At 71.7% G+C, this 26,897-nt stretch carries 26 protein-coding genes; 13 read left to right on the top strand and 13 right to left on the bottom strand.

Translation table 11 applies throughout. From position 1 onward, the window contains the following. Positions 1-96 precede the first annotated feature (96 nt). Both ACZ7L4_RS33810 and ACZ7L4_RS33805 read right to left on the bottom strand, forming a co-directional pair. Positions 97-1,629 (bottom strand): MFS transporter, encoded by a 1,533-nt coding sequence (locus ACZ7L4_RS33810; RefSeq protein ID WP_472108583.1) that lies wholly within the window; start codon positions 1,627-1,629, stop codon positions 97-99. After that, complete coding sequence (locus tag ACZ7L4_RS33805; RefSeq protein WP_472108582.1) at positions 1,626-2,177, bottom strand: TetR/AcrR family transcriptional regulator; 552 nt, start codon at positions 2,175-2,177, stop codon at positions 1,626-1,628. Before ACZ7L4_RS33805 ends, ACZ7L4_RS33810 begins: the two co-directional genes overlap by 4 nt. Before the next feature lie 121 nt (positions 2,178-2,298). On the opposite strand from ACZ7L4_RS33805, the gene ACZ7L4_RS33800 reads away from it, so the two are divergent. After that, positions 2,299-2,568, top strand: a complete 270-nt coding sequence (locus ACZ7L4_RS33800; RefSeq protein ID WP_399231150.1) for a hypothetical protein — start codon at positions 2,299-2,301, stop codon at positions 2,566-2,568. A gap of 86 nt (positions 2,569-2,654) precedes the next feature. Here ACZ7L4_RS33800 and argH read toward each other — a convergent pair whose 3' ends face one another. Next, on the bottom strand, positions 2,655-4,082 hold the full coding sequence (gene argH / locus ACZ7L4_RS33795) for an argininosuccinate lyase (RefSeq protein WP_472108580.1): 1,428 nt from the start codon (positions 4,080-4,082) through the stop codon (positions 2,655-2,657). A 191-nt stretch (positions 4,083-4,273) separates the two neighbouring features. On the opposite strand from argH, the gene ACZ7L4_RS33790 reads away from it, so the two are divergent. From ACZ7L4_RS33790 to ACZ7L4_RS33755, 8 genes are all read left to right on the top strand, one after another. Further along, the gene (locus ACZ7L4_RS33790; RefSeq protein WP_472108579.1) at positions 4,274-5,170 is read left to right on the top strand and encodes a DMT family transporter; all 897 of its coding nucleotides are present in this window, start codon (positions 4,274-4,276) and stop codon (positions 5,168-5,170) included. Positions 5,171-5,188: 18 nt separating this feature from the next. Next, entirely contained in the window at positions 5,189-5,776 is a 588-nt protein-coding gene (locus ACZ7L4_RS33785; protein WP_450816010.1) for a pyridoxamine 5'-phosphate oxidase family protein, read from the top strand. Positions 5,777-5,779: 3 nt separating this feature from the next. Beyond that, positions 5,780-6,490: a L,D-transpeptidase family protein gene (locus ACZ7L4_RS33780; RefSeq protein ID WP_472108577.1), complete on the top strand. Its 711-nt coding sequence runs from the start codon at positions 5,780-5,782 to the stop codon at positions 6,488-6,490. Positions 6,491-6,594: 104 nt separating this feature from the next. Continuing rightward, positions 6,595-7,626, top strand: coding sequence for a bile acid:sodium symporter family protein (locus tag ACZ7L4_RS33775; RefSeq protein ID WP_472108576.1), 1,032 nt, complete (start codon positions 6,595-6,597; stop codon positions 7,624-7,626). Positions 7,627-7,735: 109 nt separating this feature from the next. After that, positions 7,736-8,455 carry a GntR family transcriptional regulator gene (locus tag ACZ7L4_RS33770; protein ID WP_472108575.1) on the top strand — a complete coding sequence of 240 codons (720 nt, stop codon included), beginning with the start codon at positions 7,736-7,738 and terminating at the stop codon, positions 8,453-8,455. After that, the gene (locus tag ACZ7L4_RS33765; protein WP_472108574.1) at positions 8,452-9,462 is read left to right on the top strand and encodes an ADP-ribosylglycohydrolase family protein; all 1,011 of its coding nucleotides are present in this window, start codon (positions 8,452-8,454) and stop codon (positions 9,460-9,462) included. The genes ACZ7L4_RS33770 and ACZ7L4_RS33765 overlap by 4 nt, the downstream gene beginning before the upstream one ends. 35 nt (positions 9,463-9,497) lie before the next feature. Further along, positions 9,498-10,994, top strand: coding sequence for a purine-cytosine permease family protein (locus tag ACZ7L4_RS33760; RefSeq protein ID WP_472108572.1), 1,497 nt, complete (start codon positions 9,498-9,500; stop codon positions 10,992-10,994). Next, a complete protein-coding gene (locus tag ACZ7L4_RS33755; RefSeq protein WP_472108570.1) occupies positions 10,991-11,953 on the top strand; it encodes a PfkB family carbohydrate kinase in 963 nt (320 codons plus the stop codon). Before ACZ7L4_RS33760 ends, ACZ7L4_RS33755 begins: the two co-directional genes overlap by 4 nt. A gap of 119 nt (positions 11,954-12,072) precedes the next feature. On the opposite strand, the gene ACZ7L4_RS33750 is transcribed toward ACZ7L4_RS33755, so the two are convergent. The 6 genes from ACZ7L4_RS33750 to ACZ7L4_RS33725 all read right to left on the bottom strand — a co-directional run bounded on the left by ACZ7L4_RS33750 (position 12,073) and on the right by ACZ7L4_RS33725 (position 18,266). Continuing rightward, positions 12,073-12,636, bottom strand: coding sequence for an arginine repressor (locus ACZ7L4_RS33750; RefSeq protein WP_385759794.1), 564 nt, complete (start codon positions 12,634-12,636; stop codon positions 12,073-12,075). A 17-nt stretch (positions 12,637-12,653) separates the two neighbouring features. Beyond that, the gene (locus ACZ7L4_RS33745) at positions 12,654-13,850 is read right to left on the bottom strand and encodes an acetylornithine transaminase (protein ID WP_472108568.1); all 1,197 of its coding nucleotides are present in this window, start codon (positions 13,848-13,850) and stop codon (positions 12,654-12,656) included. Further along, on the bottom strand, positions 13,847-14,773 hold the full coding sequence (gene argB / locus ACZ7L4_RS33740) for an acetylglutamate kinase (protein ID WP_472108567.1): 927 nt from the start codon (positions 14,771-14,773) through the stop codon (positions 13,847-13,849). Before argB ends, ACZ7L4_RS33745 begins: the two co-directional genes overlap by 4 nt. After that, positions 14,770-15,921 (bottom strand): bifunctional glutamate N-acetyltransferase/amino-acid acetyltransferase ArgJ, encoded by a 1,152-nt coding sequence (argJ, locus tag ACZ7L4_RS33735; protein WP_472108565.1) that lies wholly within the window; start codon positions 15,919-15,921, stop codon positions 14,770-14,772. Before argJ ends, argB begins: the two co-directional genes overlap by 4 nt. Beyond that, positions 15,918-16,958, bottom strand: coding sequence for an N-acetyl-gamma-glutamyl-phosphate reductase (gene argC, locus ACZ7L4_RS33730; protein WP_472108563.1), 1,041 nt, complete (start codon positions 16,956-16,958; stop codon positions 15,918-15,920). The genes argJ and argC overlap by 4 nt, the downstream gene beginning before the upstream one ends. 102 nt (positions 16,959-17,060) lie before the next feature. Further along, positions 17,061-18,266 (bottom strand): hypothetical protein, encoded by a 1,206-nt coding sequence (locus ACZ7L4_RS33725; protein ID WP_472108561.1) that lies wholly within the window; start codon positions 18,264-18,266, stop codon positions 17,061-17,063. 142 nt (positions 18,267-18,408) lie between these two features. Between ACZ7L4_RS33725 and ACZ7L4_RS33720 the strand changes: the two genes are divergently transcribed. Next, entirely contained in the window at positions 18,409-19,401 is a 993-nt protein-coding gene (locus tag ACZ7L4_RS33720) for an aldo/keto reductase (protein WP_472108560.1), read from the top strand. 13 nt (positions 19,402-19,414) lie between these two features. Here the strand turns inward: ACZ7L4_RS33720 and ACZ7L4_RS33715 are convergent, their stop codons facing one another. After that, on the bottom strand, positions 19,415-21,901 hold the full coding sequence (locus ACZ7L4_RS33715; protein ID WP_472108558.1) for an alpha-L-arabinofuranosidase C-terminal domain-containing protein: 2,487 nt from the start codon (positions 21,899-21,901) through the stop codon (positions 19,415-19,417). 115 nt (positions 21,902-22,016) lie between these two features. Between ACZ7L4_RS33715 and ACZ7L4_RS33710 the strand changes: the two genes are divergently transcribed. Then, a complete protein-coding gene (locus ACZ7L4_RS33710) occupies positions 22,017-22,463 on the top strand; it encodes a DUF6314 family protein (protein ID WP_472108557.1) in 447 nt (148 codons plus the stop codon). Positions 22,464-22,475: 12 nt separating this feature from the next. Here ACZ7L4_RS33710 and ACZ7L4_RS33705 read toward each other — a convergent pair whose 3' ends face one another. Continuing rightward, the gene (locus ACZ7L4_RS33705) at positions 22,476-22,907 is read right to left on the bottom strand and encodes a GNAT family N-acetyltransferase (protein WP_472108555.1); all 432 of its coding nucleotides are present in this window, start codon (positions 22,905-22,907) and stop codon (positions 22,476-22,478) included. A 10-nt stretch (positions 22,908-22,917) separates the two neighbouring features. Continuing rightward, positions 22,918-24,387, bottom strand: coding sequence for an aminotransferase-like domain-containing protein (locus ACZ7L4_RS33700; protein ID WP_472108554.1), 1,470 nt, complete (start codon positions 24,385-24,387; stop codon positions 22,918-22,920). Here ACZ7L4_RS33700 and ACZ7L4_RS33695 point away from each other — a divergent pair. Then, positions 24,386-25,351 carry a DMT family transporter gene (locus ACZ7L4_RS33695; RefSeq protein ID WP_472108553.1) on the top strand — a complete coding sequence of 322 codons (966 nt, stop codon included), beginning with the start codon at positions 24,386-24,388 and terminating at the stop codon, positions 25,349-25,351. The genes ACZ7L4_RS33700 and ACZ7L4_RS33695 overlap by 2 nt on opposite strands. Before the next feature lie 80 nt (positions 25,352-25,431). Further along, positions 25,432-25,629, top strand: coding sequence for a DUF1918 domain-containing protein (locus tag ACZ7L4_RS33690; RefSeq protein ID WP_472108551.1), 198 nt, complete (start codon positions 25,432-25,434; stop codon positions 25,627-25,629). A gap of 9 nt (positions 25,630-25,638) precedes the next feature. On the opposite strand, the gene ACZ7L4_RS33685 is transcribed toward ACZ7L4_RS33690, so the two are convergent. Then, a complete protein-coding gene (locus ACZ7L4_RS33685; protein ID WP_472108824.1) occupies positions 25,639-26,838 on the bottom strand; it encodes a glycoside hydrolase family 10-like protein in 1,200 nt (399 codons plus the stop codon). Between the last annotated feature and the right edge of the window lie 59 nt (positions 26,839-26,897).

Genomic DNA, 26,897 nt, shown 5'->3' with positions numbered 1-26,897 from the left:
CCAAGGCGGCAGATTGCCCAAGGCGAGGTCAGATCAAGCCCCTGCGGCGATTGAGCAGCGGGGTCCGGGGCGGAGCCCCGGGGCCGGTGGAACGGGTCACTGTTCCAGGCGCTGGCCGCGCAGGAGGAACCACGCCGCCACCGATGTCGCCAGCAGCACCACCGCTCCGACGCCCGCCGCGACCTGGAGGCCGTCCACGAAGGCCGACTGCGCCCCGGCGAGGAGCGCGTCCGCCTGCCCGGCCGGCAGGCCGCCCGCCGCCTCGACCGCGCCGCCGAGCGAGTCGTGCGCAGCCACCGCGACATCCTCCGGCGTCCCCGAGGGAACCGTGAACCCGGAGTACACCCCGGTCACGATCGAGCCGAGCAGCGCGATACCCAGCGCCGTACCGAGCTCGTACGCCGTCTCGGACACCGCCGACGCCGCACCCGCCTGCTCCTTGGGCACGCTGGAGAGGATCACGTCGGCCGTCACCGTGAACGAGAAGCCCGCACCGACACCGACGACGAGCAGCACCGTGCCGAGCAGCGGGTACCCGGTCGACTGGCTCAGCGTGGTGAGCGCGGCGAGCGCCAGGCCCACCGCCGCGAGCCCGCCCGCGACCACGGAACGCACCGAGAAGCGCCGCGCCACCGTACCGGCGACCAGGCCCGCCGCCACCGCGCCGATGGCTGCCGGGAGTTCGGCGAGCCCCGCCTCGAACGGCGCCCGCCCCTGCACCAGTTGCAGGAACTGGGAGAGGAAGAAGACCAGACCGGCCAGGCCCAGAATCGTCAGGAGGTCCGCCAGGACCGCGCCCGAGAAGCCGCGGTTGTGGAACAGCCGCATGTCCAACAGGGGCGCTTCGAGCGAGAGTTGGCGCCGCACGAACCACACGAGCGCCGCCGCACCGAGCACCGCCGACGCCGCCACACCGGCACCGAAGCCGTGCGCCGCCGCCTCCTTCACCGCGTAGACGACACCGATCATGCCGACGAGGGACAGCACCACGCTCAGCAGGTCCCAGGGCCCCGGCACCGGGTTCTTCGACTCGGGGATGAGCTTCGCGCCGACGACCACCAGGATCGCCATCACGGGCAGGTTGATGAGGAAGACCGAGCCCCACCAGAAGTGTTCGAGCAGGAACCCGCCGACGACCGGACCGACCGCCGCGCCAGCCGAGGCCATGGCACCCCAGATGCCGATGGCAAGGGAGCGCTCGCGCGGGTCGTGGAAGATGTTCCGGATCAGCGCCAGCGTCGACGGCATCAGGGTCGCGCCCGCGACACCCAGCAGGGCGCGCGCCAGGATCATCAGCTCGGGCGTCGTCGCGTACGCGTTGAGGACGGAGACCGCGCCGAAGGCGACCGCGCCGATCAGGAGCAGCTTCTTGCGGCCGATGCGGTCACCGAGGCTGCCCATCGAGACGAGCAGTCCGGCGATGACGAACGAGTAGACGTCACCGATCCAGAGCAGCTGCGTGCCGGAGGGCTTCAGGTCCTCACTGATGTACGGGGTCGCGAGGCCGAGGACGGTCGCGTCGACGGCGACGAGCAGCACGGCCAGCACGAGGACGGAGAGGGCGAGCCACCGCGCGGGACGGGACTGCACCACCTCCGCCGCAGGGGTGCGCTGTGGTGTGCTGGTCATGGTTCCACTCTCCGTAGTGCGCCGCCGAGCAGCAGCTCGACGATCATGAATTGGAAGTCCTTGGCCGCGACGCGGCCGTCCTGCACCGCCCAGGCGCCGCTGCCGATGAGGCCGTAGAGCGCCTCGGTCAGCCACGCGGGCGTCAGGTCGATCCGGAACTCGCCCGTCTCCTGGCCGCGCCGGAACAGCGCTTCGATGCGGGAGTCGAGGCGGGCCCAGCCCTCGTTCTGCTGCTCGCCCTCGAACAGCTGGTTCTCCGTGACGAGGAAGGCGAGCAGCGGCGCCGCGGGCTCGAGCTCGCGGATGAGGGTGCGCAGCGCGTCCGCGGCCGGCCCCTCGTCGAGCCCGGACCGGTCGAGCGCCGATTCGCACTCGGCGATGCCGAGCTCCTCCAGCGCGCGGACCAGCGCGTCCCGGCCCGCGAACTGGCGGTGCAGGGTCGCGCGGCTGATGCCGGCGGCCCGCGCCACCTCGTCCATGGTGGCCGTGGATTTACGGGTCAGCAGGGCGGCGGCGCTGTGCAGCACGTGGGCGCGATCGACTGGCATGAGACGAGAGTACATCAAGTGAGACATGAATGTCTCACGCGAGGCGTGGACGTCTCCAGTGGTCGCCCTTCTCACGCGGTGCTACGACTGTCGGGACGTCCGACTCTCGGGAGGTACCGGCATGGGGTGCTGCATCTTCGCGGCGATGGCCGCCATCGGGCCGCGCGTGGCGCTGGTGATCACGTGGCTGTTCACCAACCTTGTGGACCGCGCCTTCAACGGCGTCCTGCTGCCGCTCATCGGCCTGATCCTGCTGCCCTGGACGACCCTGGGCTACGTCATCGCGTACGCGCCCGTGGTCGGTGTCCGCGGGATCGGCTGGGTCGTGATCATCTTCGGCCTGCTGCTCGACCTGTCGAGCTACGGAGGCGGGGCCCGGGCTCGCCGCTGACCCGCTCGCTCCCACGCCGATGGGCCCGGCCCGTCCACGGATGGACGAACCGGGCCCTGTTCGGTACCTACCGGGTACCTACGGGGTCACTTCTTCGCGTCGGCCCAGGTGCGCTGCACCGACAGGTCCTGCTTGACCTCGGCGAGCTGGACGGCGACCGCGCTCGGCGCCGTGCCACCGCGGCCCGAGCGGGAGGCCAGGGCGCCCGGGACGTTCAGCACCGTGCGGACCTCGGGCTTCAGGTGCTCGGAGATCTTGGCGAACTGCTCGTCGGTGAGGTCGTCGAGCTCCTTGCCCTCGGACTCCGCGACCTTGACGCACTCGCCCGCGACATCGTGCGCGACACGGAACGGCACGCCCTGCTTGACGAGCCACTCGGCGATGTCCGTGGCGAGCGAGAAGCCGGCCGGGGCCAGCTCCTCCATGCGCTCCCGGTTGACCGTGAGCGTCGCCATCATTCCGGTGAACGCCGGGAGCAGCAGCCGCAGCTGGTCGCAGGAGTCGAAGACCGGCTCCTTGTCCTCCTGGAGGTCACGGTTGTACGCGAGCGGAAGCGCCTTGAGCGTCGCCATCAGGCCCGTGAGGTTGCCGATGAGGCGGCCCGACTTGCCGCGCGCCAGCTCCGCGATGTCCGGGTTCTTCTTCTGCGGCATGATCGAGGAGCCGGTGGAGAAGGCGTCGTGGAGCGTGACGAAGGAGAACTCCTTCGTGTTCCACAGGATGATCTCCTCGGCGATCCGCGAGATGTTCACGCCGATCATCGCGGTGATGAAGGTGAACTCGGCGACGAAGTCGCGCGAGGCCGTGCCGTCGATGGAGTTGGCGGAGCTGCCGTGCTCGAAGCCGAGGTCCCGCGCCACCGCCTCCGGGTCGAGGCCGAGGCTGCTGCCGGCCAGGGCGCCGGAGCCGTACGGCGAGACGGCCGTCCGCTCGTCCCACTGCCGCAGCCGCTCCGCGTCCCGGGACAGGGACTGGACGTGCGCCAGGACGTGGTGGGCGAAGAGCACGGGCTGGGCGTGCTGGAGGTGCGTACGACCCGGCATCGCGACGTCCGGGTGCGCCTCGGCGAGGCCGACGAGGGCCTCCTGGAGGTCGGCGATCAGGCCGCCGATGACCCGGGACTCGTCCCGCAGGTACATCCGGAAGAGCGTCGCCACCTGGTCGTTCCGCGAGCGGCCCGCGCGCAGCTTGCCGCCGAGGTCCGGGCCGAGGCGCTCGAGGAGGCCACGCTCGAGGGCCGTGTGCACGTCCTCGTCGGCGATCGTGCCGACGAAGGAGCCGTCCTCGACGTCCTTCTCCAGCTGGTCGAGGCCGGCGATCATGCGGGTCAGCTCGTCCTCGGTGAGCAGGCCCGCCTTGTTGAGCACGCGCGCGTGGGCGCGGGAACCCGCGATGTCGTACGGGGCGAGGCGCCAGTCGAAGTGGACGGAGGCGGAGAGTTTCGCCAGGGCCTCGGCCGGGCCGTCGGCGAACCGGCCGCCCCAGAGGCGGACATCGCCGGTGTTGCTGCTCACGTGCTCTGCTCCTCGGGCCGGTGGATCTGATTGCCGGTGCGTTGTGCCGGTCGTTTCAAGCTGTGCATGATTATGCAGGGTCCTGCATGTTTCGTCAATCGTGCTCCGGGTCGCCCGTTCGGGTCCGCCGCACCGGACGGACGCCCGGACGCCGCGCATGACCGTACGGACGCGGGGTACCCGGCGGTGTCATGATCACGCGGCCCGCTGTCCCGACGCGCACCCGCGCCCTCATCGGCATGGGCGTCGGCGGACTCTCGCTCTCCCTCGCCCCGGTCCTCATCGACCTCTCCGGCACCTCGCCGGGCACGGCCTCGTATCTGCGCTGTGCGCTGGCCCTGCCACTGCTCGCGCTGCTGTGCGCGCCGGAGCGGCGCAGGGAGGGGACGCCGGGCGCCCGCCATCTCGCGCTCGCGGCGCTGGCGGGAGCGCTGTTCGCGGGCGACATGCTGCTGTGGACGGCGGCCATCGGGGAGGTCGGGGCCGGCCTGTCCACGGTCCTGGTCAATGTCCAGGTGGTGCTCGTGCCGCTGCTGGCGTGGCTGGTGGACGGCGAGCGGGTCACGCGCCGCTTCCTGTTGTGGCTGCCGCCGCTCGTCGTCGGCGTCGCCCTGACCGGCGGCGTGTTCTCCGACGCGGTCGGCGCCGAACCGCTCCTGGGCACCGTGCACGCGCTGCTCGCCGCGCTCTGCTACTCGGGGTTCCTGTTCCTGCTGCGACGCGGTGGGCTCGCGGGGCAGGTACGGCAGACGTATCTGGTCGTCACCGCGTCCGCGGCCGTCGTCTCGCTGGGGGCCGGGGCCCTGTGGTCCGGCGTCGAGTTCGCGCCGGGGTGGGCCGCCGTCGGGTGGCTGGCCGGGGCCTCGCTGACCAGCGGCGTGATTGGGTGGCTGCTCGTCGCGGTGCACTCCCCGCACCTGGCGAGCCATGTCGGCGCCGTGCTGCTCCTGCTCACCCCGGTCGGCGCGCTCGTCTGCGGGGCCGTCGTCCTCGGCGAGCGCCCCGCGCCGCTCCAACTGGCGGGCTGTGTCCTCCTGTTGGCCGCCGGCTATTTCGCCGTACGGAATCCCACCGCGAAGGATGCGTGAACGGGGCATGATCCCGGTATGGGAAAAAGTCATGAACGCATAGAGGGCCGCCTGCGCACGTTCATCGAGGATCAGCCGGTCTTCTTCACCGCCACCGCCCCGCTCTCCGACGACGGGACGGTCAACCTCTCCCCCAAGGGCCTCAAGGGCTCCTTCGCCGTCCTCGACGAACGGACCGTCGCCTACCTGGACTTCGCCGGTTCCAACGCGGAGACCATCGCCCACCTGCGCGAGAACGGCCGGATCACGCTGATGTGGTGCGCGTTCCAGGGCCCGCCGAACATCGTCCGGGTGCACGGCCGCGGCGAGCCCGTGTTCCGCGACGACCCGCGCTTCGCCGAGCTGGTCGGCCGCTTCCCCGACATCGACCCGACCCGCAACGGCCTGCGGGCGGTCATCGTCGTGCACGCCGAACACATCCGCGACACCTGCGGCTACGCCGTGCCCTTCATGACGTACGACGAGGACCGCGACCTGCACGGCAGGCGCTTCGAGCGCGAGGACGACGCGGGGCTCGACGCGTACTTCCAGAAGAAGGAGCACATCGCGAAGAGCCTGGACGGCCTGCCCGGGCTGCCGTTGCCGCTGCCGCCCGCTACGTTCTGACGCATGCGTCCCTTTCGAGCAGGTATCGCCACCGCCGTCGCCGCCTGCGCCGCCCTCGCGGCGGCCCCCTCCGCCTCCGCCGCCGAACCGCTGCCCGCCCGGATGGCGGACACCGGCGGCGGCCGTCAGCTGATCACCGCCGAGGCGCCCCGTACGTCCTCGACCACCGGCACCGTCACCTGGTGGGACCGGGGCACGGACGGCCGCTGGGCGAAGGCCGGTTCGGCGCCCGCGCGCTTCGGGGCGAAGGGGCTCGTGGCGGGGAGCAAGCGCAAGCAGAGCACCAACACGACACCGGCCGGCCTCTACGACCTGCCCTTCGCGTTCGGCGTCAAGGCGGCGCCCGAGGGGACCACGACGACGTACCGGCGCGTGCACCGCGACTCCTGGTGGTGCCAGGACAACGCCTCCCGCTCGTACAACCGCTGGACCGAGCCCCGCCCCCGCGACTGCCGCGCCGCCGAGTCCGAGCACCTCGCCGACTACGCGACGCAGTACGCGCACGCGCTCGTGGTCGGCTTCAACTACCACCGCCCCGTGCGCGGCCGCGGAGCCGGCATCTTCCTGCACGTCAACGGGCGCGGGGCCACGGCCGGTTGCGTGTCCGTGCCGAAGGACGCGATGCGCCGGATCCTGGCCTGGGTGCGCCCCGAGCGGTCCCCGCACATCGCGATCGGAACGGCGGGCGGCGCGACGGACCTCACCCGGTACTGATACGTATACGGACATCGTCACGTATACGGCCACCGACTCCCGTGTAGGGACCACATAACGAGACGGGGTTGCGGGGATTCGCCGCCGAGGCGTTGCATCGCCCGGTGCGAAGCGAATCCGAACAGACGTCCCCCGCCTCCCCCGCGACGGAGCCCGCCGCCGACGCGGCCACGGAGAACGGGTCCACCGACCGCGCCGCCCGGCTCGCGGTCACGGTCTTCCCCGTCCTCGTCCTCGTCGCGGGCGCCTGGGGTCTCGCGTCCCCCGGCACCTTCGCCGGCTGGGGCACGAACGTGCCGTACCTGCTGGGCGTCGTGATGTTCTGCATGGGCCTCACCATGACCCTCACGGACTTCAAGGGTGTCGCGCAGCGGCCCTGGGCCGTGGGGCTCGGGCTCGTCGCGCACTACGTGATCATGCCGGGGCTCGGCTGGGCCATCGCCCACGCGCTGGGCCTGTCCCCGCAGTTGGCGGCCGGTGTCATCCTCGTGGGCTGCGCGCCCAGCGGCACCGCGTCCAACGTCGTGACCTATCTGGCGCGCGGCGACGTCGCCCTGTCGGTGTCCGTGGCGACCGTCTCCACGGTGCTCGCCCCGCTCATCACGCCGCCGCTGACGCTGCTGCTCGCCGGCGCGTACCTGCCGGTGGACGCCGGGTCGATGATGACGGACATCCTGAAGACCGTGCTGCTCCCGGTGATCGCGGGCCTCGTCGTGCGTCTGGTGCTCGGCCGGTACGTGGACCGGCTGCTCACCGTGCTTCCGTGGCTGTCCGCGCTGACCATCGCCGTCATCGTGGCCGTGGTGGTGGCGGGCAGCGCCGACGCCATCAAGTCGGCCGCCGCCCTCGTCGTGGTCGCGGTGGTGCTGCACAACGGTCTCGGCCTCGCGCTCGGCTACGGCGCCGGAAAGCTCGGCCGGCTCGGCAAGCCCGCGTCGCGCGCCATGGCCTTCGAGGTCGGCATGCAGAACTCGGGCCTCGCGGCGTCCCTGGCCACGGCCCACTTCAGCCCGCTGGCCGCGCTGCCCGCCGCGGTGTTCTCCGTGTGGCACAACGTGTCGGGGGCGCTGGTCGCGGCGTGGATGTCGCACCGGGCGCGGAAGGCCGAGAAGGCCGAAATGGCCGAGAAGGCCTAGACCCGCCGCACAAGCACGCGAGCGCGCTCGATCGAGAACTCGAGAAGCCGACCGGGTCGACACTGGACAGGTGTAGACAGGTCGGCTTCTTCGTGTCTACCTTCTAGACATGCCTGGACAGGTTCACAAGCATCACCGCGTCGCCCACGTCCTCGCCGAGGAGATCCGCACGGGCGTGCACGCCGACGGCAGCAAACTCCCCGGCGAGCACGCCCTGCGGGAGCGGTTCGGAGTCAGCCGTACGACGGTGCGGCAGGCCCTGGGACTCCTCGGCGAGCAGGGCCTCATCGAGACGCACGCCGGGATCGGCTCGATCGTCACCTTCGACGGCACGCCGCTCGACCAGCAGCTCGGCTGGACCCGGGCCCTCGCCGCGCAGGGCACGGAGCTGACCACCGAGACTTTGCGCCTCGCACGGATCACGGACGACGAACTGGCGGGTGAACTCGGCCTGGAGTGCGGCGAGTTCACCGCCCTCGACCGTGTGCGCCGACTGCCGGACGGCCAGGGTGTCTCGCTGGAGTTCAGCCGCGTGCCGGCCGTCGGCGCGCTCGCCGACCTCGCCGAGCGCGGGCTCGACGGCGGTTCGCTCAGCCGCACCCTTGCCGCCGCCGGGCGCGTTCCCGACTCCGGTGACGCCCATATCGCCGTCGTCGGCCTCGACGCCCGCGACGCCGACCGGCTGCACCGCTCCCCCGGCGAGTCCTTCCTCCGGGTCGCCCAGGTGTTCCGCGCGGCCGACGGCAGCGTGGTCGAGCAGGTCACCAGCCTGCTGGACCCCGCCCGGTTCCAACTGCACGTACGTACCGGCCGAGGAGGCCACCAGTGACCGAGACCCCCCAGTTCGACCGCGCCCTCGGCGCCTTCTACGGGCTCGCGCTCGGTGACGCGCTCGGTATGCCGACGCAGGTCATGTCCCGCGCGGACGTCGTCCGCGTGTACGGCACCCTGACCGGCTTCGAACCGGCACGCGCCGACAACCCGGTGAGCGCCGGGATGCCGGCCGGTTCCGTCACCGACGACACCGATCAGGCGGTCATCGTGGCGCGGCTGCTCGTCGAGGGCGGCGGGCACGTCGACCCGCTGCGGTTCGCCGAGGAACTCCTGTCCTGGGAGAAGGAGATGAAGGCCAAGGGCTCCTTCGATCTCCTCGGCCCCTCGACCAAGGCGGCGCTCGACGCCGTCGCGCGCGGGACGGACCCCAAGGAGGCCGGCAAGCACGGCACCACGAACGGCGCCGCCATGCGCGTCACCCCCGTCGGCATCGCCTTCTCCTACGCGCCCGGGGACACGGACACCTTCCTCGACCGGGTCGTCGAGTCCTGCCAGGTCACGCACGACACGACCATCGGCATCGCGGGCGCGGCGGCCGTCGCCGCTGCCGTCTCCACCGGGGTCGCGGGCGGCACCCTGGACGAGGTCTTCGAGGCGGCGGTCGCCGCGTCGGCGGCCGGTTCGCGGCGCGGCCACTGGATCGCGGGCGCCTCCGTCTCGACACGGATCGCCGCCGTACGGGACCTGGTCGCGGGGCTCGACGAGGCGGCGGCCCTGGACCGGATCGACGCCCTGATCGGCACGAGCGTCGCCAGCCAGGAGTCCGTCCCGGCCGCCTTCGCGGTGCTGGCGCTGACCGGCGGCGACCCGTGGCGATCCGCGCTGCTCGCCGCGAACCTCGGCGGCGACTCCGACACCATCGCGGCGATCGCGGGGGCGATCGCCGGTTCCGTGCACGGCCTGAGCGGTCTTCCCGCCGATGCCGTACGCACCCTGCGCGACGTCAACGGCCTCGAACTGGAGCCGCTGACCCGCCAGTTGCTCACCCACCGCACTGCCTGACCCCCTGCCCTTCCCCGCACCAAGGAGGTTCCGCGATGGCCGCTTCAACGGAGAACGTCCGCGTCGGCACCGTGGAGACCCGAGGGATCGAACCGGTCCCCGACAACGAGCGGCACGGCCACGCGAGCCAGATGTTCTGGACGTGGTTCGCCGCCAACATCTCGATCCTCGGGCTGCCGCTCGGCGCGACGCTCGTCGCCTTCCGCGGCCTGAACATCTGGCAGGCCGTGCTCGTCGCGGCCGTCGGCTCGGTGGGCTCGTTCGCCCTGGTCGGCGCGCTCAGCCTCGCCGGCCGCAAGGGCGGGGCGCCGGCCCTGACCCTGTCGCGCGCCGTCTTCGGACAGCGCGGCAACCACGGCCCCACACTGATCAGCTGGCTCAGCCGGGTCGGCTGGGAGACGATCACGACGACCACGGCGGCGTACGCGCTGCTCGCCCTGCTCAAGACGGTGTTCGGGGCGGACCGGGGCACCGTGCTCACCCTGCTCTGTCTCCTGGTGTTCATCGCCTGCACGCTGCTGATCAGCGGGCTCGGGCACGCCACGATCATGTGGATCAACAAGTGGGCGACGGTCGTCTTCGGCGTCCTGAACCTCGTCGTGATGGGCTTCCTCGTCGCCACCGTCGACTGGTCGAAGGTGCTCGACGCCCCGGCGGGGCCGGTCTCGGGCGTCGTCGCGGGCATCGGGTTCATCGCCTCGGGCACCGGCATCGGCTGGGCCAACGCGGGTGCGGACTACGCCCGTTACCTGCCGAAGAAGATCCCGGGCGGGCGGCTCGTGCGGGCCTCCGCGTTCGGGGCGGGCATTCCGCTGGTGCTGCTGATCTCGCTCGGCTCGCTGCTCACGGCGGGCGACCCGACGCTCGCGACGTCCTCCGACCCGGTCGCGGCGATCAACGCGATGCTGCCTTCGTGGATGGCGGTGCCGTATCTGATCGCGGCGTTCGGCGGCCTGCTGATGTCCAACCATCTGTCCACGTACTCGGCCGGGTTGACGATGATCACGCTCGGACTGCGGGTGCCGCGGGCCTGGGCGGTGTGCCTCGATGTCGTGCTGATGTTCCTCGGCGGCGTGTACTTCATGCTGATCGCCGACGACTTCTACGGCCCGTTCAGCACGTTCCTCACGCTGCTAGCCGTGCCGATCTCGGCGTGGATCGGCATCATCGCCGTCGACATGCTGCGCGGGCGCGAGTACGACCCGGAAGCGCTGATGAACACCGGTCCTGGCGGCCGGTACTGGTACCGGGGCGGCTTCCAGCTGTCCGCCGTCCTCGCGTGGCTGGCGGCGATCGTGGCCGGGCTGCTGTTCACGAAGGCCGCGACGAGCGCGGACGACGTGTGGTTCGAGGGGCCGCTGGCCGACTCGTGGTTCGGTGTGAACGGGCTCGGGTGGCTGGTCGCCATCGTCGTGGGCGGCGCGGTGTACGGGGTGCTGGGGCGCAGGTCCTCGGTGACCCTCGGCGAGCCGGGTGCGGTGGACTCCGCCGACGGTTCCGGTTCCGGTGTCGACAAGGAGGCCGCGCGATGAGCGAGGCTCGTGTGGTCCTCGCGGGGAACGTCATCGCCGATCTCGTCATCGACGTGCCGGCCCTGCCCGAACGCGGCGGCGACGTCATCGGCACCCGCACCGAGCTGTACGCGGGCGGCGGCTTCAACACGCTCACCGCGGCCCGCAGGCTCGGCGCCGACGCGGTCTACGCGGGCGTCCACGGGACCGGGCCCTACGGCGAGTTGGTGCGTTCCGCGCTCGCGGCGGAGGGCATCGACACGGTCCTTCCGGTGCGGGCGGACGGCGACAGCGGGTTCTGCGTGGCGCTGGTCGACGGGGGCGGCGAGCGGACGTTCGTGACGAGTTTCGGCGTCGACGCGCGGATGACGGAGGACGAGGCCGCCGCGGTGGGCTCGGCCGTGCGCCGTGGCGACATCGTTCAGATCTCGGGCTACGGCCTCGTGATGGAGGTCAACGGGCCGCTGCTCGCCGGTCTTGTCGCGGGGCTGCCGGACGACGTACGGGTGTGTCTCGATCCGGCGCCGCTCGTGGCGGACATCCCGGCGGCCGTGCTGGAGCCGGTGCTCGGCCGGGCGGACTGGCTGAGCTGCAATGCGCGGGAGGCGTTCCTCATGACCGGGGTGGCGGGGCCCCGGGAGGCGGCGGAGGCGCTGCGCTCGCGGCTGCGGGACGGGGGTGGGGTCGTGCTGCGGGCGGACAAGGACGGCTGCTGGGTGGCTCCGCCCGGTGCGGGTGACGTGGTGCACGTACCCGGGTTCCCGGTGGATGCCGTGGACAGCAATGGGGCCGGGGACGCGCATGTGGGGGCGTTCCTGGCGTTGCTGGGGCGGGGAGTTCCGCCGGTCGATGCCGCGCGTGGCGCGAATGCGGCGGCGGCGCTGGCCGTCACCCGGCGGGGGCCCGCCACCGCGCCCACCGTGGGTGAGCTGGTGGCGTTCCTCGGGGCCGATGGGGCGCGGGCGGTGGGGCTGGGCTGAGGGAATCTTCTCCCCCAACCCGCCCCTTCCCGAAACCGGGGCTCCGCCCCGGACCCCGCTCCTCAAGCGCCGGAGGGGCTGGCTTGTGCACAGTTGGGCTGGATGGGCCCGGACGGGCTTCAGTGCTCGTTCTGCGCCAAGCGGAGCATGTGGTCCGCCAGGGACTGGCCGCCCGCCGGGTCGCGGCTGATGAGCATGACCGTGTCGTCGCCCGCGATCGTGCCGAGGATGACGTGCAGTTCGGCCTGGTCGATCGCCGAGGCGAGGAACTGGGCCGCGCCCGGGGGCGTGCGCAGCACCACCAGGTTCGCCGAGGCCTCCGCCGAGATGAGCAGCTCGCCGGCCAGGCGGCGCATCCGCTCCTCCTTGGCCGATTCGCCGAGCGGGGCCTGCGGGGTGCGGAAGCCACCCTCGCTGGGCACGGCGTAGATCAGCTCACCACCGGTGTTGCGGATCTTGACCGCGCCCAGCTCGTCCAGGTCGCGGGAGAGCGTCGCCTGCGTGACCGTGAGCCCGTCGTCGGACAGCAGCTTCGCCAACTGGCTCTGGGAGCGCACCGGTTGACGGTTGAGGATGTCCACTATCCGGCGGTGCCGCGCGGCGCGGGTCTGCGGCACCGCGGCCGCCGCCGCGTGTGCGAGGTTCGTCGCCGCGGCTACGTCTCTCTCCGCTTTGCTGCTCATCGTCGTCGTCCCATTCCTCAGGCTCGTCCTTCGTCCTCGGCTGCCGTGTCCAGTACGGCGGGCAGCGCCGCGAGGAACGCGTCCGCCTCGGCGTCGCTCAGGTTCAGCGGCGGCATGAGCCGGACGACGTCGGGTGCGGGCGCGTTCACCAGGAGGCCCGCGTCCTGGGCCGCCTGCTGCACCTGCGGTGCGCGAGGCCCGGTGAGCACGATACCCAGCAGCAGGCCCTCGCCCCGGACGTGGCTGATCAACGGGTGGCCGAGACCCTCGACGCCGGACTTGATGCGCTCGCCGATCGCCTTGGTGTTCTCCAGGAGCCCCTCGCCCGCGATGGTGTCGAGGACGGCGAGGCCCGCGGCGCACGCGACCGGGTTCCCGCCGAACGTCGTGCCGTGCTGGCCGGGCTTGAGGAGCTTCGCCGTCTCGCCGAAGGCGATCGTCGCGCCGAGCGGAAGCCCGCCGCCGAGCCCCTTGGCAAGCGTGACGACATCGGGCTCGATTCCCTCCTCCGCCTGGTACGCGAACCAGTGCCCGGTCCTGCCGACGCCGGTCTGCACCTCGTCGAGCACGAGCAGGGTGCCGGTGGCGCGGGTGATCTCGCGGGCCGCCTTGAGGTATCCGGCCGGGGGCACCACCACGCCGTTCTCACCCTGGATGGGCTCGATGATGACGAAGGCCGTCTCCTCGGTCACCGCCGCCCTGAGCGCGTCCACATCCCCGTACGGGACGTGCGTGACGTCGCCGGGCATCGGCGTGAAGCCGTCCTGCTTTCCGGGCTGGCCGGTCAGTGCGAGGGAGCCCATGGTGCGGCCGTGGAAGCCGCCGGTCGTGGCGACCATGTGCGTCCGGCCCGTGAGCCGGCCGATCTTGAACGCGCCCTCGTTGGCCTCGGCGCCCGAGTTGCAGAAGAAGACCGCACCGTCCCGGCCGAAGAGCTGCAGGAGCCGCTCGGCGAGCGCGACGGGCGGTTCGGCGACGAAGAGGTTCGAGACGTGGCCGAGGGAGGCGATCTGCGCGGAGACGGCCTCGACGATCGCCGGGTGGGCGTGTCCGAGCGCGTTCACCGCGATGCCGCCGACGAAGTCCAGGTACTCCTTGCCGTCGGCGTCCCACAGCTTGGCGCCCGCGCCCTTGACCAGCGGCAGCCTCGGCGTGCCGTAGTTGTTCATCAGGGCGCCCTGCCAGCGCTCCGTCAGCTCCTGGTTGCCAGTCATGCGTTGCCCTCCCCCTCTTGGTCGCCCTCTTTGTCGGCCATGACCATCGTGCCGATGCCTTCGTCGGTGAAGATCTCCAGCAGGATCGAGTGCTGGACCCGCCCGTCGATGACGCGGGCCGTGTGCACGCCGTTGCGCACGGCGTGCAGGCAGCCCTCCATCTTCGGGACCATGCCGCTCGCCAGCTCCGGGAGCAGCTTCTCGAGTTCGGTGGCGGTGAGCCGGCTGATGACCTCGTCGGAGTTGGGCCAGTCCTCGTAGAGGCCCTCGACGTCGGTCAGCACCATCAGCGTCTCGGCGTCCAGCGCAGCAGCGAGTGCCGCAGCCGCCGTATCAGCATTGACGTTGTAGACATGCGAGTCGTCCTGGGAACGGGCGATCGAGGAGACGACCGGGATCCGGCCGTCGGCGAGCAGGGCCTCGATGGCGCCGGTGTCGATCTCGGTGATCTCGCCGACGCGGCCGATGTCGACCAGCTCGCCCTCGATGCGGGGCTGGTGCTTGGTGGCGGTGATGGTGTGCGCGTCCTCGCCGGTGATGCCGACGGCGAGCGGCCCGTGCTGGTTGAGCAGGCCGACCAGCTCGCGCTGGACCTGTCCTGCGAGCACCATCCGTACGACGTCCATGGCGTCCTCGGTGGTGACCCGCAGGCCCGCCTTGAACTCGCTGACGATGCCGTGCCGGTCGAGCGCCTTGCTGATCTGCGGGCCGCCGCCGTGCACCACGACGGGCTTGAGCCCCGCGTGGTGCAGGAAGACGACGTCCTGCGCGAAGGCGGCCTTCAGGTCCTCGTCGATCATGGCGTTGCCGCCGAACTTGATGACGACCGTCTTGCCGTTGTGCCGGGTCAGCCAGGGCAGCGCCTCGATGAGCGTCTGGGCCTTCGGGAGCGCGGTGTGCTTCCGCGCGCTGGGCTGGCTCATGACGAGTACGCGCTGTTCTCGTGGACGTAGTCGGCGGTCAGGTCGTTCGTCCAGATCGTCGCGCTCTCCGTGCCCGCGGCCAGGTCGGCGGTGACGACGACCTCCCGGTAGCGCATGTCGACCTTGTCGCGGTCCTCGCCCACGCCGCCGTTCTTGCAGACCCACACGCCGTTGATCGCGACGTTCAGCTCGTCCGGCTCGAAGGTCGCCTTCGTGGTGCCGATGGCGGACAGGACGCGGCCCCAGTTGGGGTCCTCGCCGTGGATGGCGCACTTGAGGAGGTTGTTCCGCGCGATGGAGCGGCCCACCTCGACGGCCTCGTCCTCGCTCGCGGCGTTGATCACCTCGACCTTGATGTCCTTGCTGGCGCCCTCGGCGTCGCCGATGAGCTGCCGGCCGAGGTCGTCGCAGACGAGGCGTACGGCGTTCGCGAACTCCTCGTACTCCGGGGTGACTTCGGCGGCGCCGGAGGCGAGCAGCAGCACCGTGTCGTTCGTGGACATGCAGCCGTCGGAGTCGACCCGGTCGAACGTGACGCGGGTGGCGTCGCGCAGCGCCTTGTCCAGGACCTCGCTGTCGAGGTCGGCGTCCGTGGTGAGGACGACCAGCATCGTGGCGAGGCCGGGGGCCAGCATGCCGGCGCCCTTCGCCATGCCGCCGACGGTCCAGCCCTCGCCCTGGTGCACCGCCGTCTTGTGCACGCTGTCGGTGGTCTTGATGGCGATGGCGGCCTTCTCGCCGCCGTGCTCGGAGAGCTGGGCGGCGACCTTGTCCACGCCCGGCAGCACCTTGTCCATGGGCAGCAGCTCGCCGATGAGGCCGGTCGACGCGACGGCGACCTCCCCGGCGTTCACCTCGAGGACCTCGGCGACCTTCTCGGCCGTCGCGTGCGTGTCCTGGAAGCCCTTGGGTCCGGTGCAGGCGTTGGCACCACCGGAGTTGAGGACGACGGCGGAGACGGTGCCGCCCTTGAGGACCTGCTCGGACCAGAGGACCGGGGCCGCCTTGACGCGGTTGGAGGTGAACACGCCCGCGGCCGCCTGGCGGGGGCCGCGGTTGACCACGAGGGCCAGGTCCGGGTTCCCGCTGTCCTTGATTCCGGCGGCGATGCCCGCGGCCTGGAATCCCTTGGCTGCCGTCACACTCACGGCGCGACTCCGATCGTCGAGAGGCCCGTGGTCTCGTCGAGACCGAGGGCGATGTTCATGGACTGGATGGCACCGCCGGCGGTGCCCTTGGTCAGGTTGTCGATCGCGCTGATGACGATGACGCGGCCCGCGGCTTCGTCGTACGCGACCTGGATCTGCGCCGCGTTCGACCCGTAGACCGCCGCCGTCTGCGGCCACTGGCCCTCGGGCAGCAGGTTCACGAACGGCTCGTCGCCGTACGCCTTCTCGTACGCGGCCCGCACCTGCTCGGCGGTGACGCCGGGCTTCGCCTTCGCGCTGCACGTGGCGAGGATGCCGCGGGGCATCGGCGCGAGCGTCGGCGTGAAGGAGACGGAGACCCGCTCCCCCGCCGCCGCGCTGAAGTTCTGGATCATCTCGGGGGTGTGCCGGTGGCCGCCGCCCACCCCGTACGGCGACATGTTCCCCATGACCTCGCTGCCGAGCAGGTGCGGCTTGGCCGCCTTGCCCGCGCCGGAGGTGCCGGAGGAGGCGACGATCACGGCCTCGCTCTCCACGAGCCCCGCGGCGTACGCGGGGACGAGGGCGAGCGAGACGGCCGTCGGGTAGCACCCGGGCACCGCGATGCGCTTGGAGCCCTCAAGGGCGGCGCGGCCGCCCGGCAGCTCGGGCAGGCCGTACGGCCACGTACCGGCGTGCGGCGAGCCGTAGAACGTCTCCCAGTCGCCCGCGTCCTTCAGCCGGAAGTCGGCCCCCATGTCGACCACGAGGACGTCCGGGCCGAGCTGCTCGGCGACGGCGGCGGACTGCCCGTGCGGCAGCGCCAGGAAGACCACATCATGCCGTCGGCCCTGCCCCGCGAGCACCTCCGTCGTGGTCTCCTGGAGGACTCGGTCGGCGAGCGGGAAGAGGTGGGGCTGGAGCGCGCCCAGGCGCTGCCCCGCGTTCGAGTTGCCCGTCAGGGCGCCGATCTCCACCTCGGGGTGCGAGAGCAGCAGACGCAGCACTTCGCCGCCCGCGTATCCACTCGCTCCCGCCACTGCTGCGCGTACCGCCATGGAACCCTCCTCTTGGATGGCATGACTATACGTCGCCGTGCACGTTTATGCAACGAGTGGCGTGAGCGGTGCGGGAGAGCCGCGGGAGGCGGCGCACACGGTTCAGCGGCGCTCCAGGCGGACGACGACGGGCGCGCCGAACGGGTCGCCGCTCTGCATGACCTCCACCTTTCCGGCGCCGATCCATGCGTCGGTGCCGGGCACCCGGTGGATCTCCTTCAGCCACAGCTGCTGGTTCGAGGCCTTGCGGGCGCCGGTCGACCGGGGCAGCCGGTGGCGTTGGATCTTCACGCAGCGGTCGTCGTCGGTCAGGTACCAGTTGCCGTCGAGGAAGAGGCCGCCCTTGTCCTGGCCGATCGGGATCCGCTGCTCGCACTGGCCGGGGGCCGGGTCCTGGTCGGCCCACTTCGTGCCGTCCCGGCGCAGCCGGATGTACTGGTCCTGCGGTTCGGGCTCGACCTCGCCGTGGTTGAAGGAGTTCATGCCGTAGGCCCGCACCTCTCCGCCTTCGAGGGCGACGACCCGGGTCAGGCCCGCGCCGGGCTCGGGCGGGACCGGCTCCTCGAAGCGGGCCTGGGGCGTGTCGACCGGCTTCCAGGACGTGCCGTCCCAGTGCGCGGAGGCGGGCTGGGCGTACGCCTCGCCGTGCACGGTCTCGGTGCCGGGCCCCGTGGAGCGGGAGCCGACCGCCCACACGTCGTCGGGCCCGGCGACGGCCAGGTCGGCCACCTTGTACGGGATCCGGGTCGTGGCCCACCGCGTGCCGTCGAAGTGGGCGGCGGTCTGCTCGCCCGTGAGCGTCCAGATGTCGTCGGGGGACGCGGCGTCGAGGTCGGCGGCCGCTCCGGGCGGCGGGTTCGGCACCGGGGACCAGCGGGTGCCGTCCCACTGGGCCCACTTGACCGCCCCTCCCCCGGTGATCCCCTGGCGCGGCCTCGACCGCATCCACAGGGTCTTGTCGCCGACCTCCTCCAGGCTCGGCGGGTAGCCCTCGTCGTCGCCGAGCGCGTCGGGCAGTGGCTCGCGGCTCCATCGTTCGCCGTCGTAGTGCAGGAGCAGGGGCGAGTAGGTGCCGTCGTTCTCGGCTCCGGCCGCCCAGATGTCGTCCTCGGCGAGGACCGCGACGTCGGTCAGCTCGCCGTTGAAGTCGGCGATGTGCTCGAACTTCCAGGAGAGTTCCGCCTTGGGGGCCTTCGACGCGGTGGCGCCCTCGGCCGAGCGGCCGTCCGTGCCGCACCCCGCGAGAGCGAGCACGCAGGCCGCCGCGCAGGCCGCCACCCCTCTGAACCCGGTCCGCTTCGCCCGCATGCCCGCTCCCCCTCGTCGCGCTCCGGCCCGCCCGGAGCGCGGGAAGCGTACCCGGGGGTTCGGCCGCTTGCCCTGGAGTGCGCTCCAAGCCATACGGTCGGGCACGTACGGCACCGGCACCACCCACAGGAGGCAGCACCCCATGTCGAACCTTCCCACTCGCCGCCTGGGCGCGCTCACCGTCTCCGCGCAGGGTCTCGGCTGCATGGGCATGAGCCACGGCTTCGGGCCGTCCGACGACGAGCAGTCGATCGGCACGATCCACCGCGCCCTCGACCTCGGTGTCACCCTGCTCGACACCTCGGACTTCTACGGAACCGGGCACAACGAAGAGCTGATCGGCCGCGCCCTCGCCGCGCCGGGCCGCCGTGAACAGGCCGTCATCGCCACGAAGTTCGGCTTCGCCAACAAGCTCGGCGAGCCGGTCGAGATCCGCGGCGACGCCGCCTATGTGCGCCAGGCCTGCGAGGCCTCACTGCGCCGGCTCGGCGTCGACCACATCGACCTGTACTACCTGCACCGCGTCGACCGGGACGTGCCCATCGAGGAGACCGTGGGCGCCATGGCGGAGCTGGTGAAGGAGGGCAAGGTGCGCCACCTCGGCCTCTCGGAGGCGGGCGCGGACACGCTGCGCAAGGCGTACGCGACGCATCCGATCGCGGCGCTGCAGAGCGAGTTCTCGCTGTGGACGCGCGACCTGGAGGCGGAGATCCTGCCGGTGTGCCGGGATCTTGGCATCGGGCTCGTGCCGTTCTCGCCGCTGGGGCGCGGTTTCCTCACCGGCGCGTACAAGTCGACGGAGCAGTTCAAGGAGGGCGACCTGCGCCGCCACCAGCCGCGCTTCACGGACGGCAACCTGGAGCGCAACCTCGCGATCGTCGCCCGCTTGGAGGAGCTGGCCGCCCAGAAGGGCGTCACGGCGGGCCAGTTGGCGCTCGCCTGGGTGCAGCACCAGGGCGACGACGTGGTCCCGATCCCCGGCACCCGCCGCCAGAAGTACCTGGAGGAGAACGTGGCGGCGGCGACCCTGGAGCTGTCGGCGGACGACCTCGCCGCGATCGACGCGGCGGCCCCCGCCACCGAGGTGGCCGGGGACCGCTACGACGCGAACAGCATGCGGTTCGTCAACGGCTGAGCGGTGCCCGGGCTCAGCCCTTCTTGATCCTCAGGAACGTCACCGAGTTGCCCGGGAACGTGTACGTGAACCGGTCGGCGACGCCGTCGAACGTCGACGTCACCGGCTTCACGGGCCGCTCGGTGGCCGTGTTCTCGGCGTCGGGCGCCGCGGTCAGCGTCGTCACCGCCGCCGAGTCCGCGACGTCGGCTCCGCCGAGGTCGACCTTCGTACGGGCCGCGGAGTCCTGCGCGTTGACGACCTTGACGATCAGGTCGCCGGTCTTCTTGTCCTCGGTGACGACCTGGCGGAACGGCTCGGCCGGCTTGTCGTCCTTGAAGGAGCCCCATTCCTGGCCGTCGAGGTAGAGCGTCACCTGGCGGCCGCGCACCTTGATGTCGACGTCGTAGGCGCGGCCCGTCTCGATCGAGCCCGCCTTGGAGATCAGAGTCGACTTGCCGCCGTTCACGGCCTGTTCGACGGCGGACTGGGTGTTGTTCCAGCCGCCGAGGTTCCACCAGTAGTGGTTGCCGGTGTCCTTGACGCCGAAGGCGACGAGGAAGCCCTCCTTGCCGGACTTCTTGGTGGCCTTCACATGCAGGTCGTAGTTCTGCCAGCTCGGGTCGCCCGCCGTGACCAGGGTGTTCTCGGCGGCCTCGTCGGACTGCACGTACTGGCCGTCCTGGACGGCCCACGTCCCCTTGCCGCTGCCGGTCCACTGCCCGGCGTCACCGCTGAAGTCGTCGCTCAGCAGCGTCTTCCCGTCGGCGTCCGTCACCTTCACGTCGTCGTACGCGGCACTGGTCGCCCAGGTCGAGAGGCCCACGGCGCCGGTGATCGGCTCCAGGGTGGCGGGGGTTGCGGTGGCCTTCGAGGGGACGACGCGGTCGCCGACGTTGCGCATGAAGAGCTTCTGCACCTCGTAGTCGGCCGAGCCCCACGACTTCTGGTCGTCGAACCAGATCATGTCGGGCTTCCACTGCACGGTGTCGGTGCGGGCGAACAGCGGTGCGTAGGAGGCGAGTTTGACGACATCCGCGTTGCGTTCGAGGCCCGTCATATAGGCCGCCTCGGACATGGCGTTGGTCCACTGATTGCCGAGCGAGGCGTACTCGCCGAGGAAGACCTTGGGGCCCTGCCGGTCGTAGGAGTCGTAGCGCTCGTTGTTCTGGAGGAACCACTGCGGGCTGTTGTAGTAGTGCTCGTCGACCATGTCGACCTTGGCGTCCTTGTTGAGCTTCCAGGCCGTGTCGAAGGTCGAACCGCTGTCGTCGGGACCGGAGTTGGAGATGACGGTGACGTCCGGGTACTTGACCTCGATGGCGGCGCGGAACTGCTTGAAGCGCGCCATGTACTCGTTCGGCAGGTTCTCCTCGTTGCCGACCGCGAGGTGCGTGAGGTGGAAGGGCTTCGGGTGGCCCATGTCCGCGCGGAGCTTGCCCCACTTGCTGCTCGTCGGGCCGTTGGCGAACTCGATGAGGTCGAGGGTGTCCTGGATGTGCCGCTTCAGGAGCGCGTCGTCGTCGGTGGCCCTGTTCTGGCCGCAGCCGGTGACGAGGGCGGGGACGACGGGCAGCGGCATCGCGCCGATGTCCTCGGAGAACTGGAAGTACTCGTAGTAGCCGAGGCCGTAACTCTGGTTGTAGCCCCAGAAGTTGGCGTTGGTGGCGCGCTGCTCGACCGGCCCGACCGTGTCCTTCCACTGGTATGCGCGCTTGCGCTCGTAGCCGGAGGCCTCGTCGTACCCCTTCATGGAGCCGGTGTTCACCAGGCAGCCGCCGGGGAAGCGGACGAAGCCGGGCTTCAGGTCGGCGACCTTCTGCGCCAGGTCCTTGCGCAGGCCGTTCTTGTGACCCTTGTAGGTGTCGCGCGGGAACAGCGACACCATGTCGAGCGCGGCGTCCTTCGTGGAGGCGACGGCGAGGCGGCCCGTGGTGGTGTCCTGCCGCGGGGTGAACGTCGCCCTGTACTGGGCCCAGCCGCCGCGCGCCCGGATCTTGCGGGGCGCGGCGAGGGCGCCGTCGGCGTCGCCGAGGGTCACGGTCAGCTCGGAGTCGCCGCGCGCCCAGAGGGAGAAGTCGTAGGTGGCGCCCTTCTTGAGGGTGTAGCCGGTCCCGTAGCCGGAGTTGGTGGCGCTCGCGCCGGCGGCCAGGGAGAGGTAGTTCCGGTTGCGGGCGTTCAGCCTGCCGTCGTCGTCCACGACCTTTGCGGTGCCGCTGGTCTTCCACGCGGTGAGCGGGGTGTAGGCGCTGTTGTCGGCGGTCGAGTACTCGAAGGACCGGTTCTGTACGAGTTCGGCGTAGAGCCCGCCGTCGGCGGCCCGGTTGATGTCCTCGAAGAAGACGCCGTACATCGTGTCGTCGATGGCCGCGCCCGAGCGGGTCGGGTCGACGGTGACGGAGTAGTCGGTGACGTCGGCCTCCGCCGCCGACGTCGGCAGTACGGCGGCGCCGACCAGCAGGGAGCCCACCGCGGCCCCGAGCCCGAATCTCCAGCGCCTGCGTCGTCCATACGTCGTCATACGCACTCCCGGTTTGTTCGATATCCCGTACGGCGTCCTAAACTGCGAACGGCAAGATAGAAAGCGTCGGTACGCGCGTCAACGGTTCGCGCAGAGGTGAGCGGGAGTGATGTCCGTGGCGGACGAAGTCTGGCCGGTTTCCGACGTGTTGGCGTTCCTGGCGGGGCGCTGGCGGGTCGAGCGGACGGTGCGGGACCTCGCGGCGGACGCGACGGGTACGTTCACCGGGACGACCGGCTTCACGGCCGAGGCGGACGGGCTGCTGCACTTCGAGTCGGGGACGTTCGAGTGGCACGGCGTCGCCCGGCCCGCCGAGCGCACGCTCCGCTATCTGCCGTCCCCGGAGCTCCCCGGCACCGCCGTCGTGCACTTCGCCGACGGCCGCTTCTTCCACGACCTGGACCTGCGCTCAGGGCACCACGTCGCCGACCACCCGTGCTCGGCCGACCTCTACCGGGGCGAGTTCACCGCGTACGACGCGGACCGGTGGCGGACCGTGTGGCGGGTCAAGGGGCCCGCCAAGGACCTGCTGCTGACGACGGACTACCGCCGCGCCGAGTAGCCGTACGCGCGACTACCGGAAGTACAGGGCCATCCACTGGTCCGGGTGTTCGAGCGGCTTGAAGCCCACCTCTTCGTAGACGCCGTGCGCGTCCTTGGTGGCGAGCAGGATGCGGCGGATGCCCAGGGTCTCCAGGTGGTCGCGGACCGCCGTCACCATCGCCCTGCCGATGCCCTTGCCGCGCACGGCACGGTCCACGTAGACGTCGCAGAGCCAGGCGAACTCGGCCTCGTCCGTCACCACGCGCGCGTAGGCGACCTGTTCGCCCGAAGCGGTGTCGTACACACCGAAGTTGAGGGATCCGGCGACCGCCTTGTCCTGCCGGGCGCGCGGGCGGTCGAGCGCCCAGTACGCGTCCTCGGACAGCCATGTGTGGACGCGGCCCGCGTCGATGCGGGCGGGGTCGGTCGATATCGCGTAGCCGTCGGGCAGGGAGCTGGTCATACGGGGATCCTCACAGGTCGGACGCGGGCACGTCGAGCGAATTCGGGGCCAGTACCTCCGCGCAGGCCGCCTTCAGACGGCGTACGCCCTCGGTGATCTCCGCGGTCGCCGCGACGCCCACGAAGCTCAGCCGGATGTGCGGTGCCGGGGGTTCGGCCGAGAAGTACGGGCGGCCGGGGGCGACGGCGACGCCCGCACGCAGGGCGCCCGCGACCAGCGCCGCCTCGTCGCTGCCCTCGGGCATCCGCAGCCACAGGTGGTAGCCGCCCGCCGGGATGTGGGTGAGGTCGAGCGCGGGCAGTTCCGTGGTGACCGCGGCCGCCAGGATGTCGCGGCGGGACCTCAACTCCCCGGCCAGCGTGCGCAGATGGCGCGGCCAGGCCGGGGAGCCGACCAGTTCGAGCGTGGCTTCCTGGAGGGGGCGCGGCACGAAGAGGTGGTCGACGACCTGGATCGCGCGCAGCCGCTCCAGGACGGGGCCGCGGGCGGCGAGGCAGCCGATGCGCAGGCTCGGCGACGTCGCCTTGGTGAGCGAGCAGACGTGCACCACCACGCCGTCCGGGTCGTCGCTCGCGAGCGGCCTCGGCAGCGGTCCCGCGTCCTCGTGGACGAGTCGGCGCACGAAGTCGTCCTCGACGATGAACGCCCCGGCCTCCCGCGCGATCCGCAGCACCTCGGGGCGCCGGTCGGCGGAGAGCACCGCGCCCGTCGGGTTCTGGAACAGCGGCTGGCAGACGAAGAGCTTGGCGCCGGTCGCCCTGAAGGCCTGCGCGAGGAGTTCGGGGCGCACACCGTCCCGGTCCACCGGCACCGGCACGGGCCGCAGCCCGGCCGCCCGCGCGATCGCCAGCATGCCGGGATACGTGGGCGATTCGACGAGGACGGGGGCGCCCGGCGGCGCGAGCGCGCGCAGCGCCGTGGTCAGCGCGGACTGCCCGCCGAACGTGATCAGCACGTCGGACGCGGAGACCGCCCCGCCGATGCCGCGCGCGAACCACTCGCGCAGTTCGGGAAGGCCGTCGACGGGCGGTTTGGCCCAGGCGCCGGGGCGTCGCCCGGCGCGCGCGAGGGCGGCGGACATGGCGGCGCCGGGCTGAAGGACCGGGTGCAGATAGCCGGTGTTGAGCTCGATGACACCGGGAGGCGGCGGCGAGAGGGTCACCAGGACGCCCGCCGCGTCGACCGCGCGCGGCACGACCTCCGTCGCGGCGTCGGCGCTCAGCGCGAGCTCCTGCCAGGAGGTGTCGCCGACGGGCCCTGCCGAGGCCCGCTCCTCGGCCCGGTAGGCGCCGGCTCCGGGGCGGGTGACGACGAGGCCCTCGGCGGTGAGCTGGGCGAGCGCGCGGGAGACCGTCACCGGGCTCACCTTGAAGCGGTCGACGAGGGAACGGCTCGACGGCAGCTTTTCACCCGGCGAGTAGCGGTTCAGCTCGGATCTGAGCTGTTTCGCCAGTTCGGCCACGCTGCTACTGTGTTGCATGAGAGCACAGAATAGCGCTATCGCGTCGAACCGGGTAGCAGTTCGGGCAGCGGCTCCCGAGCGTCCGGACCTCGCGGCCGCCCCGCTCGCGCCTCCGGAGCGTCCGGGCAGGCTCGCCGGAACGCTGCTCGCCGCCGTCGGCGTCACGTCCTTCTCGCTCACCTTCCCCGCCACCGCCTGGGGCCTCGAGGGCTTCGGCCCCTACTCCCTGATCAGCGTGCGCTGCGTCCTGGCCGCGCTCGTCGCGGGTGCCTGTCTGCTGGCCCTGCGCGTGCGCGTGCCCGAGCGGCGGCACTGGGCCGGCCTCGCCGTCGTCGCTGCCGGAGTGGTCGTCGGCTTCCCGCTGCTCACCACGCTCGCCCTGGAGACGGCGACGACCGCGCACTCCGCGGTGGTGGTCGGCCTGCTGCCGCTGACCACGGCCGTCCTCTCGTCGATACGCACCGGCTCCCGCCCCTCGCGCACGTTCTGGATCGCCGCGTGCGTCGGCGCGGCCGCGGTCATCGCGTTCACGGTGCAGCAGAGCGGCGGCGCCCTCACCCGCGCCGACCTGTACCTGTTCGGGGCGCTGCTGATCTGCGCGGCGGGCTACACCGAGGGCGGCCGGCTCGCGTCCGTGCTGCCGGGCTGGCAGGTCATCGCGTGGGCGCTCGTACTGTGCCTGCCCCTCGCCGTGGCGGGCGCCGCGATCTCCCTGCCGTACGAGCCCGTGCACCTGACCGGGCACGCCGTGGCCGGGCTGCTGTGGGTGGCGGTCGGCTCGCAGTTCCTCGGCCTGGTCGTCTGGTACAAGGGCATGGCGCTGATCGGCATCCCGAAGGCGAGCCAACTCCAGCTCGCCCAGCCGCTGTTGACCCTCGTGTGGTCGGTCGCCCTGCTCGGCGAGGCGCTGCCGGTCGCGGCGCCGCTCACCGCGGTGGCGGTCCTGCTGTGCATCGCGGCCACCCAGCGCGCGCGTGGCTGAGGAGGGTCCCAAGCCCCGCGTACCGCCGTACACTTGCCGCAATTGCACGGTACGTACAGCCGTCGAGGAGGTCACTCCTGATGCGCGCAACCGTAGGCGACCAGCTCCTGGTGCACGGCCGGATCGTCGGGCAGCACGACCGCCTCGCACAGATCATCGAAGTGCTCGGCGCGGACGGCGATCCGCCCTTCCGTGTGCGGTTCGAGGACGGCCACGAGGCGATCATGTCGCCGGGCCCGGACGCGGTGGTCCGGCACCCGGCCACGAGGAAACCCTGACCCGGCCGGTCAGCTGTAGTGGTCCGCCACCACGCGGGCCATCGCCCCGTTCCGGTCCTGCCCGACCTCCTTGGCCGAGAAGAAGACGTGCCCGCGCACCTCGGGGAATTGCTCCGCGAACGTGAGGTGCCGGGACAGCTCGGCGGGGTCCTGCCAGGCGGTGGGCTGCGCCGGATCGCCCGCCTTGTAGAGCGCCTCGCCGATGTAGAGGCGCACGCCCGTGCCCCGTACGACCTTGGCCCACCACGGCACGAGCTTCGCGTAGTCGGCCGCCGCGAAGCCGATGTTCCAGTACACCTGCGGGCAGACGTAGTCGATCCACCGCTCCCGCACCCACTTGCGGGTGTCCGCGTGCAGGTCGTCGTACGTCTGCACCCCTGCCGTCGTGTCGGAGCCCTGCGGGTCGGTCGCCTTGTTGCGCCACACGCCGAAGGGGCTGATGCCGAACCGGGTCCTGGGTCTCGTCTTCTTGATCCGCGCCGCCATCTCCCGGATCAGCCGGTCGATGTTGTCGCGCCGCCAGGCCGCCCGGTCCGGGAAGCCGTCGCCGTACTCGGCGTAGGCCGCGTCGTCGTCGAAGGTCTGGCCCGCGACGGGATACGGGTAGAAGTAGTCGTCGAAGTGCACGGCGTCGACGGGGTACTTCTCGACCGCGTCCAGCATCGCGTCCACCACGAACCGGCGGACCTCCGGGAGGCCGGGGTTGTAGTAGAGCTTGCCGCCGTAGGTGACGACCCACTCGGGGTGCAGCCGCGCCGGGTGGGTGGGGATCAGCCGGCCCTGGTCGGTGTGGTTGGCGATCCGGTAGGGGTTGCACCAGGCGTGCAGCTCCAGGCCGCGCGCGTGCGCCTCGGCGACGGCCGTGCCCAGCGGGTCCCAGCCGGGGTCCTGCCCCTGCGTTCCGGTGAGGACGGCGGACCACGGCTCGTACTCGGACGGCCACAGGGCGTCGGCGGTCGGCCGGATCTGGAAGATCACGGCGTTGAGCCGGCGGCGGACGGCCGTGTCCAGGTGCGCGATCAGCTCGGCGCGCTGCTCGGCGGCGCTCAGCCCCGCCCGCGAGGGCCAGTCCCGGTTCGCCACCGTGGCCAGCCACATGCCCCGCAGCTCCCGCCGCACCGGCACCGAGGCGACGGCGTCCGACGCCGCCAGGGTGGTCAGCGCGAGGGCCGCCCCGAGCGTGAAACCGCGCCGCGAAATACGTGAAATACGTCCCATAGGTTCCCCCCAACCTCCTGTGACACCGTGGAGCCCGCATGAACAGCCGT

The sequence above is a fragment of the Streptomyces sp. NPDC107575 genome, from assembly GCF_055657265.1.
The sequence above is the reverse complement of the archived record's forward strand: the minus strand, read 5'-3'. Positions and strand labels throughout refer to the sequence as shown.

Excerpts from the sequence above, each read along its gene's own strand:
- ACZ7L4_RS33805 (WP_472108582.1), bottom strand. The coding sequence starts at position 2,177 with ATGCCAGTCGATCGCGCCCACGTGCTGCACAGCGCCGCCGCCCTGCTG.
- ACZ7L4_RS33695 (WP_472108553.1), top strand. The coding sequence starts at position 24,386 with ATGAGAGCACAGAATAGCGCTATCGCGTCGAACCGGGTAGCAGTTCGG.
- argC (WP_472108563.1), bottom strand. The coding sequence starts at position 16,958 with ATGGCGGTACGCGCAGCAGTGGCGGGAGCGAGTGGATACGCGGGCGGC.
- ACZ7L4_RS33800 (WP_399231150.1), top strand. The coding sequence starts at position 2,299 with ATGGGGTGCTGCATCTTCGCGGCGATGGCCGCCATCGGGCCGCGCGTG.
- ACZ7L4_RS33715 (WP_472108558.1), bottom strand. The coding sequence starts at position 21,901 with ATGACGACGTATGGACGACGCAGGCGCTGGAGATTCGGGCTCGGGGCC.
- ACZ7L4_RS33690 (WP_472108551.1), top strand. The coding sequence starts at position 25,432 with ATGCGCGCAACCGTAGGCGACCAGCTCCTGGTGCACGGCCGGATCGTC.
- ACZ7L4_RS33700 (WP_472108554.1), bottom strand. The coding sequence starts at position 24,387 with ATGCAACACAGTAGCAGCGTGGCCGAACTGGCGAAACAGCTCAGATCC.
- ACZ7L4_RS33750 (WP_385759794.1), bottom strand. The coding sequence starts at position 12,636 with ATGAGCAGCAAAGCGGAGAGAGACGTAGCCGCGGCGACGAACCTCGCA.
- ACZ7L4_RS33755 (WP_472108570.1), top strand. The coding sequence starts at position 10,991 with ATGAGCGAGGCTCGTGTGGTCCTCGCGGGGAACGTCATCGCCGATCTC.
- ACZ7L4_RS33725 (WP_472108561.1), bottom strand. The coding sequence starts at position 18,266 with ATGCGGGCGAAGCGGACCGGGTTCAGAGGGGTGGCGGCCTGCGCGGCG.
- ACZ7L4_RS33780 (WP_472108577.1), top strand. The coding sequence starts at position 5,780 with ATGCGTCCCTTTCGAGCAGGTATCGCCACCGCCGTCGCCGCCTGCGCC.
- ACZ7L4_RS33770 (WP_472108575.1), top strand. The coding sequence starts at position 7,736 with ATGCCTGGACAGGTTCACAAGCATCACCGCGTCGCCCACGTCCTCGCC.
- ACZ7L4_RS33745 (WP_472108568.1), bottom strand. The coding sequence starts at position 13,850 with ATGACTGGCAACCAGGAGCTGACGGAGCGCTGGCAGGGCGCCCTGATG.
- ACZ7L4_RS33790 (WP_472108579.1), top strand. The coding sequence starts at position 4,274 with ATGATCACGCGGCCCGCTGTCCCGACGCGCACCCGCGCCCTCATCGGC.
- ACZ7L4_RS33785 (WP_450816010.1), top strand. The coding sequence starts at position 5,189 with ATGGGAAAAAGTCATGAACGCATAGAGGGCCGCCTGCGCACGTTCATC.
- ACZ7L4_RS33705 (WP_472108555.1), bottom strand. The coding sequence starts at position 22,907 with ATGACCAGCTCCCTGCCCGACGGCTACGCGATATCGACCGACCCCGCC.
- argB (WP_472108567.1), bottom strand. The coding sequence starts at position 14,773 with ATGAGCCAGCCCAGCGCGCGGAAGCACACCGCGCTCCCGAAGGCCCAG.
- ACZ7L4_RS33720 (WP_472108560.1), top strand. The coding sequence starts at position 18,409 with ATGTCGAACCTTCCCACTCGCCGCCTGGGCGCGCTCACCGTCTCCGCG.
- ACZ7L4_RS33760 (WP_472108572.1), top strand. The coding sequence starts at position 9,498 with ATGGCCGCTTCAACGGAGAACGTCCGCGTCGGCACCGTGGAGACCCGA.
- ACZ7L4_RS33810 (WP_472108583.1), bottom strand. The coding sequence starts at position 1,629 with ATGACCAGCACACCACAGCGCACCCCTGCGGCGGAGGTGGTGCAGTCC.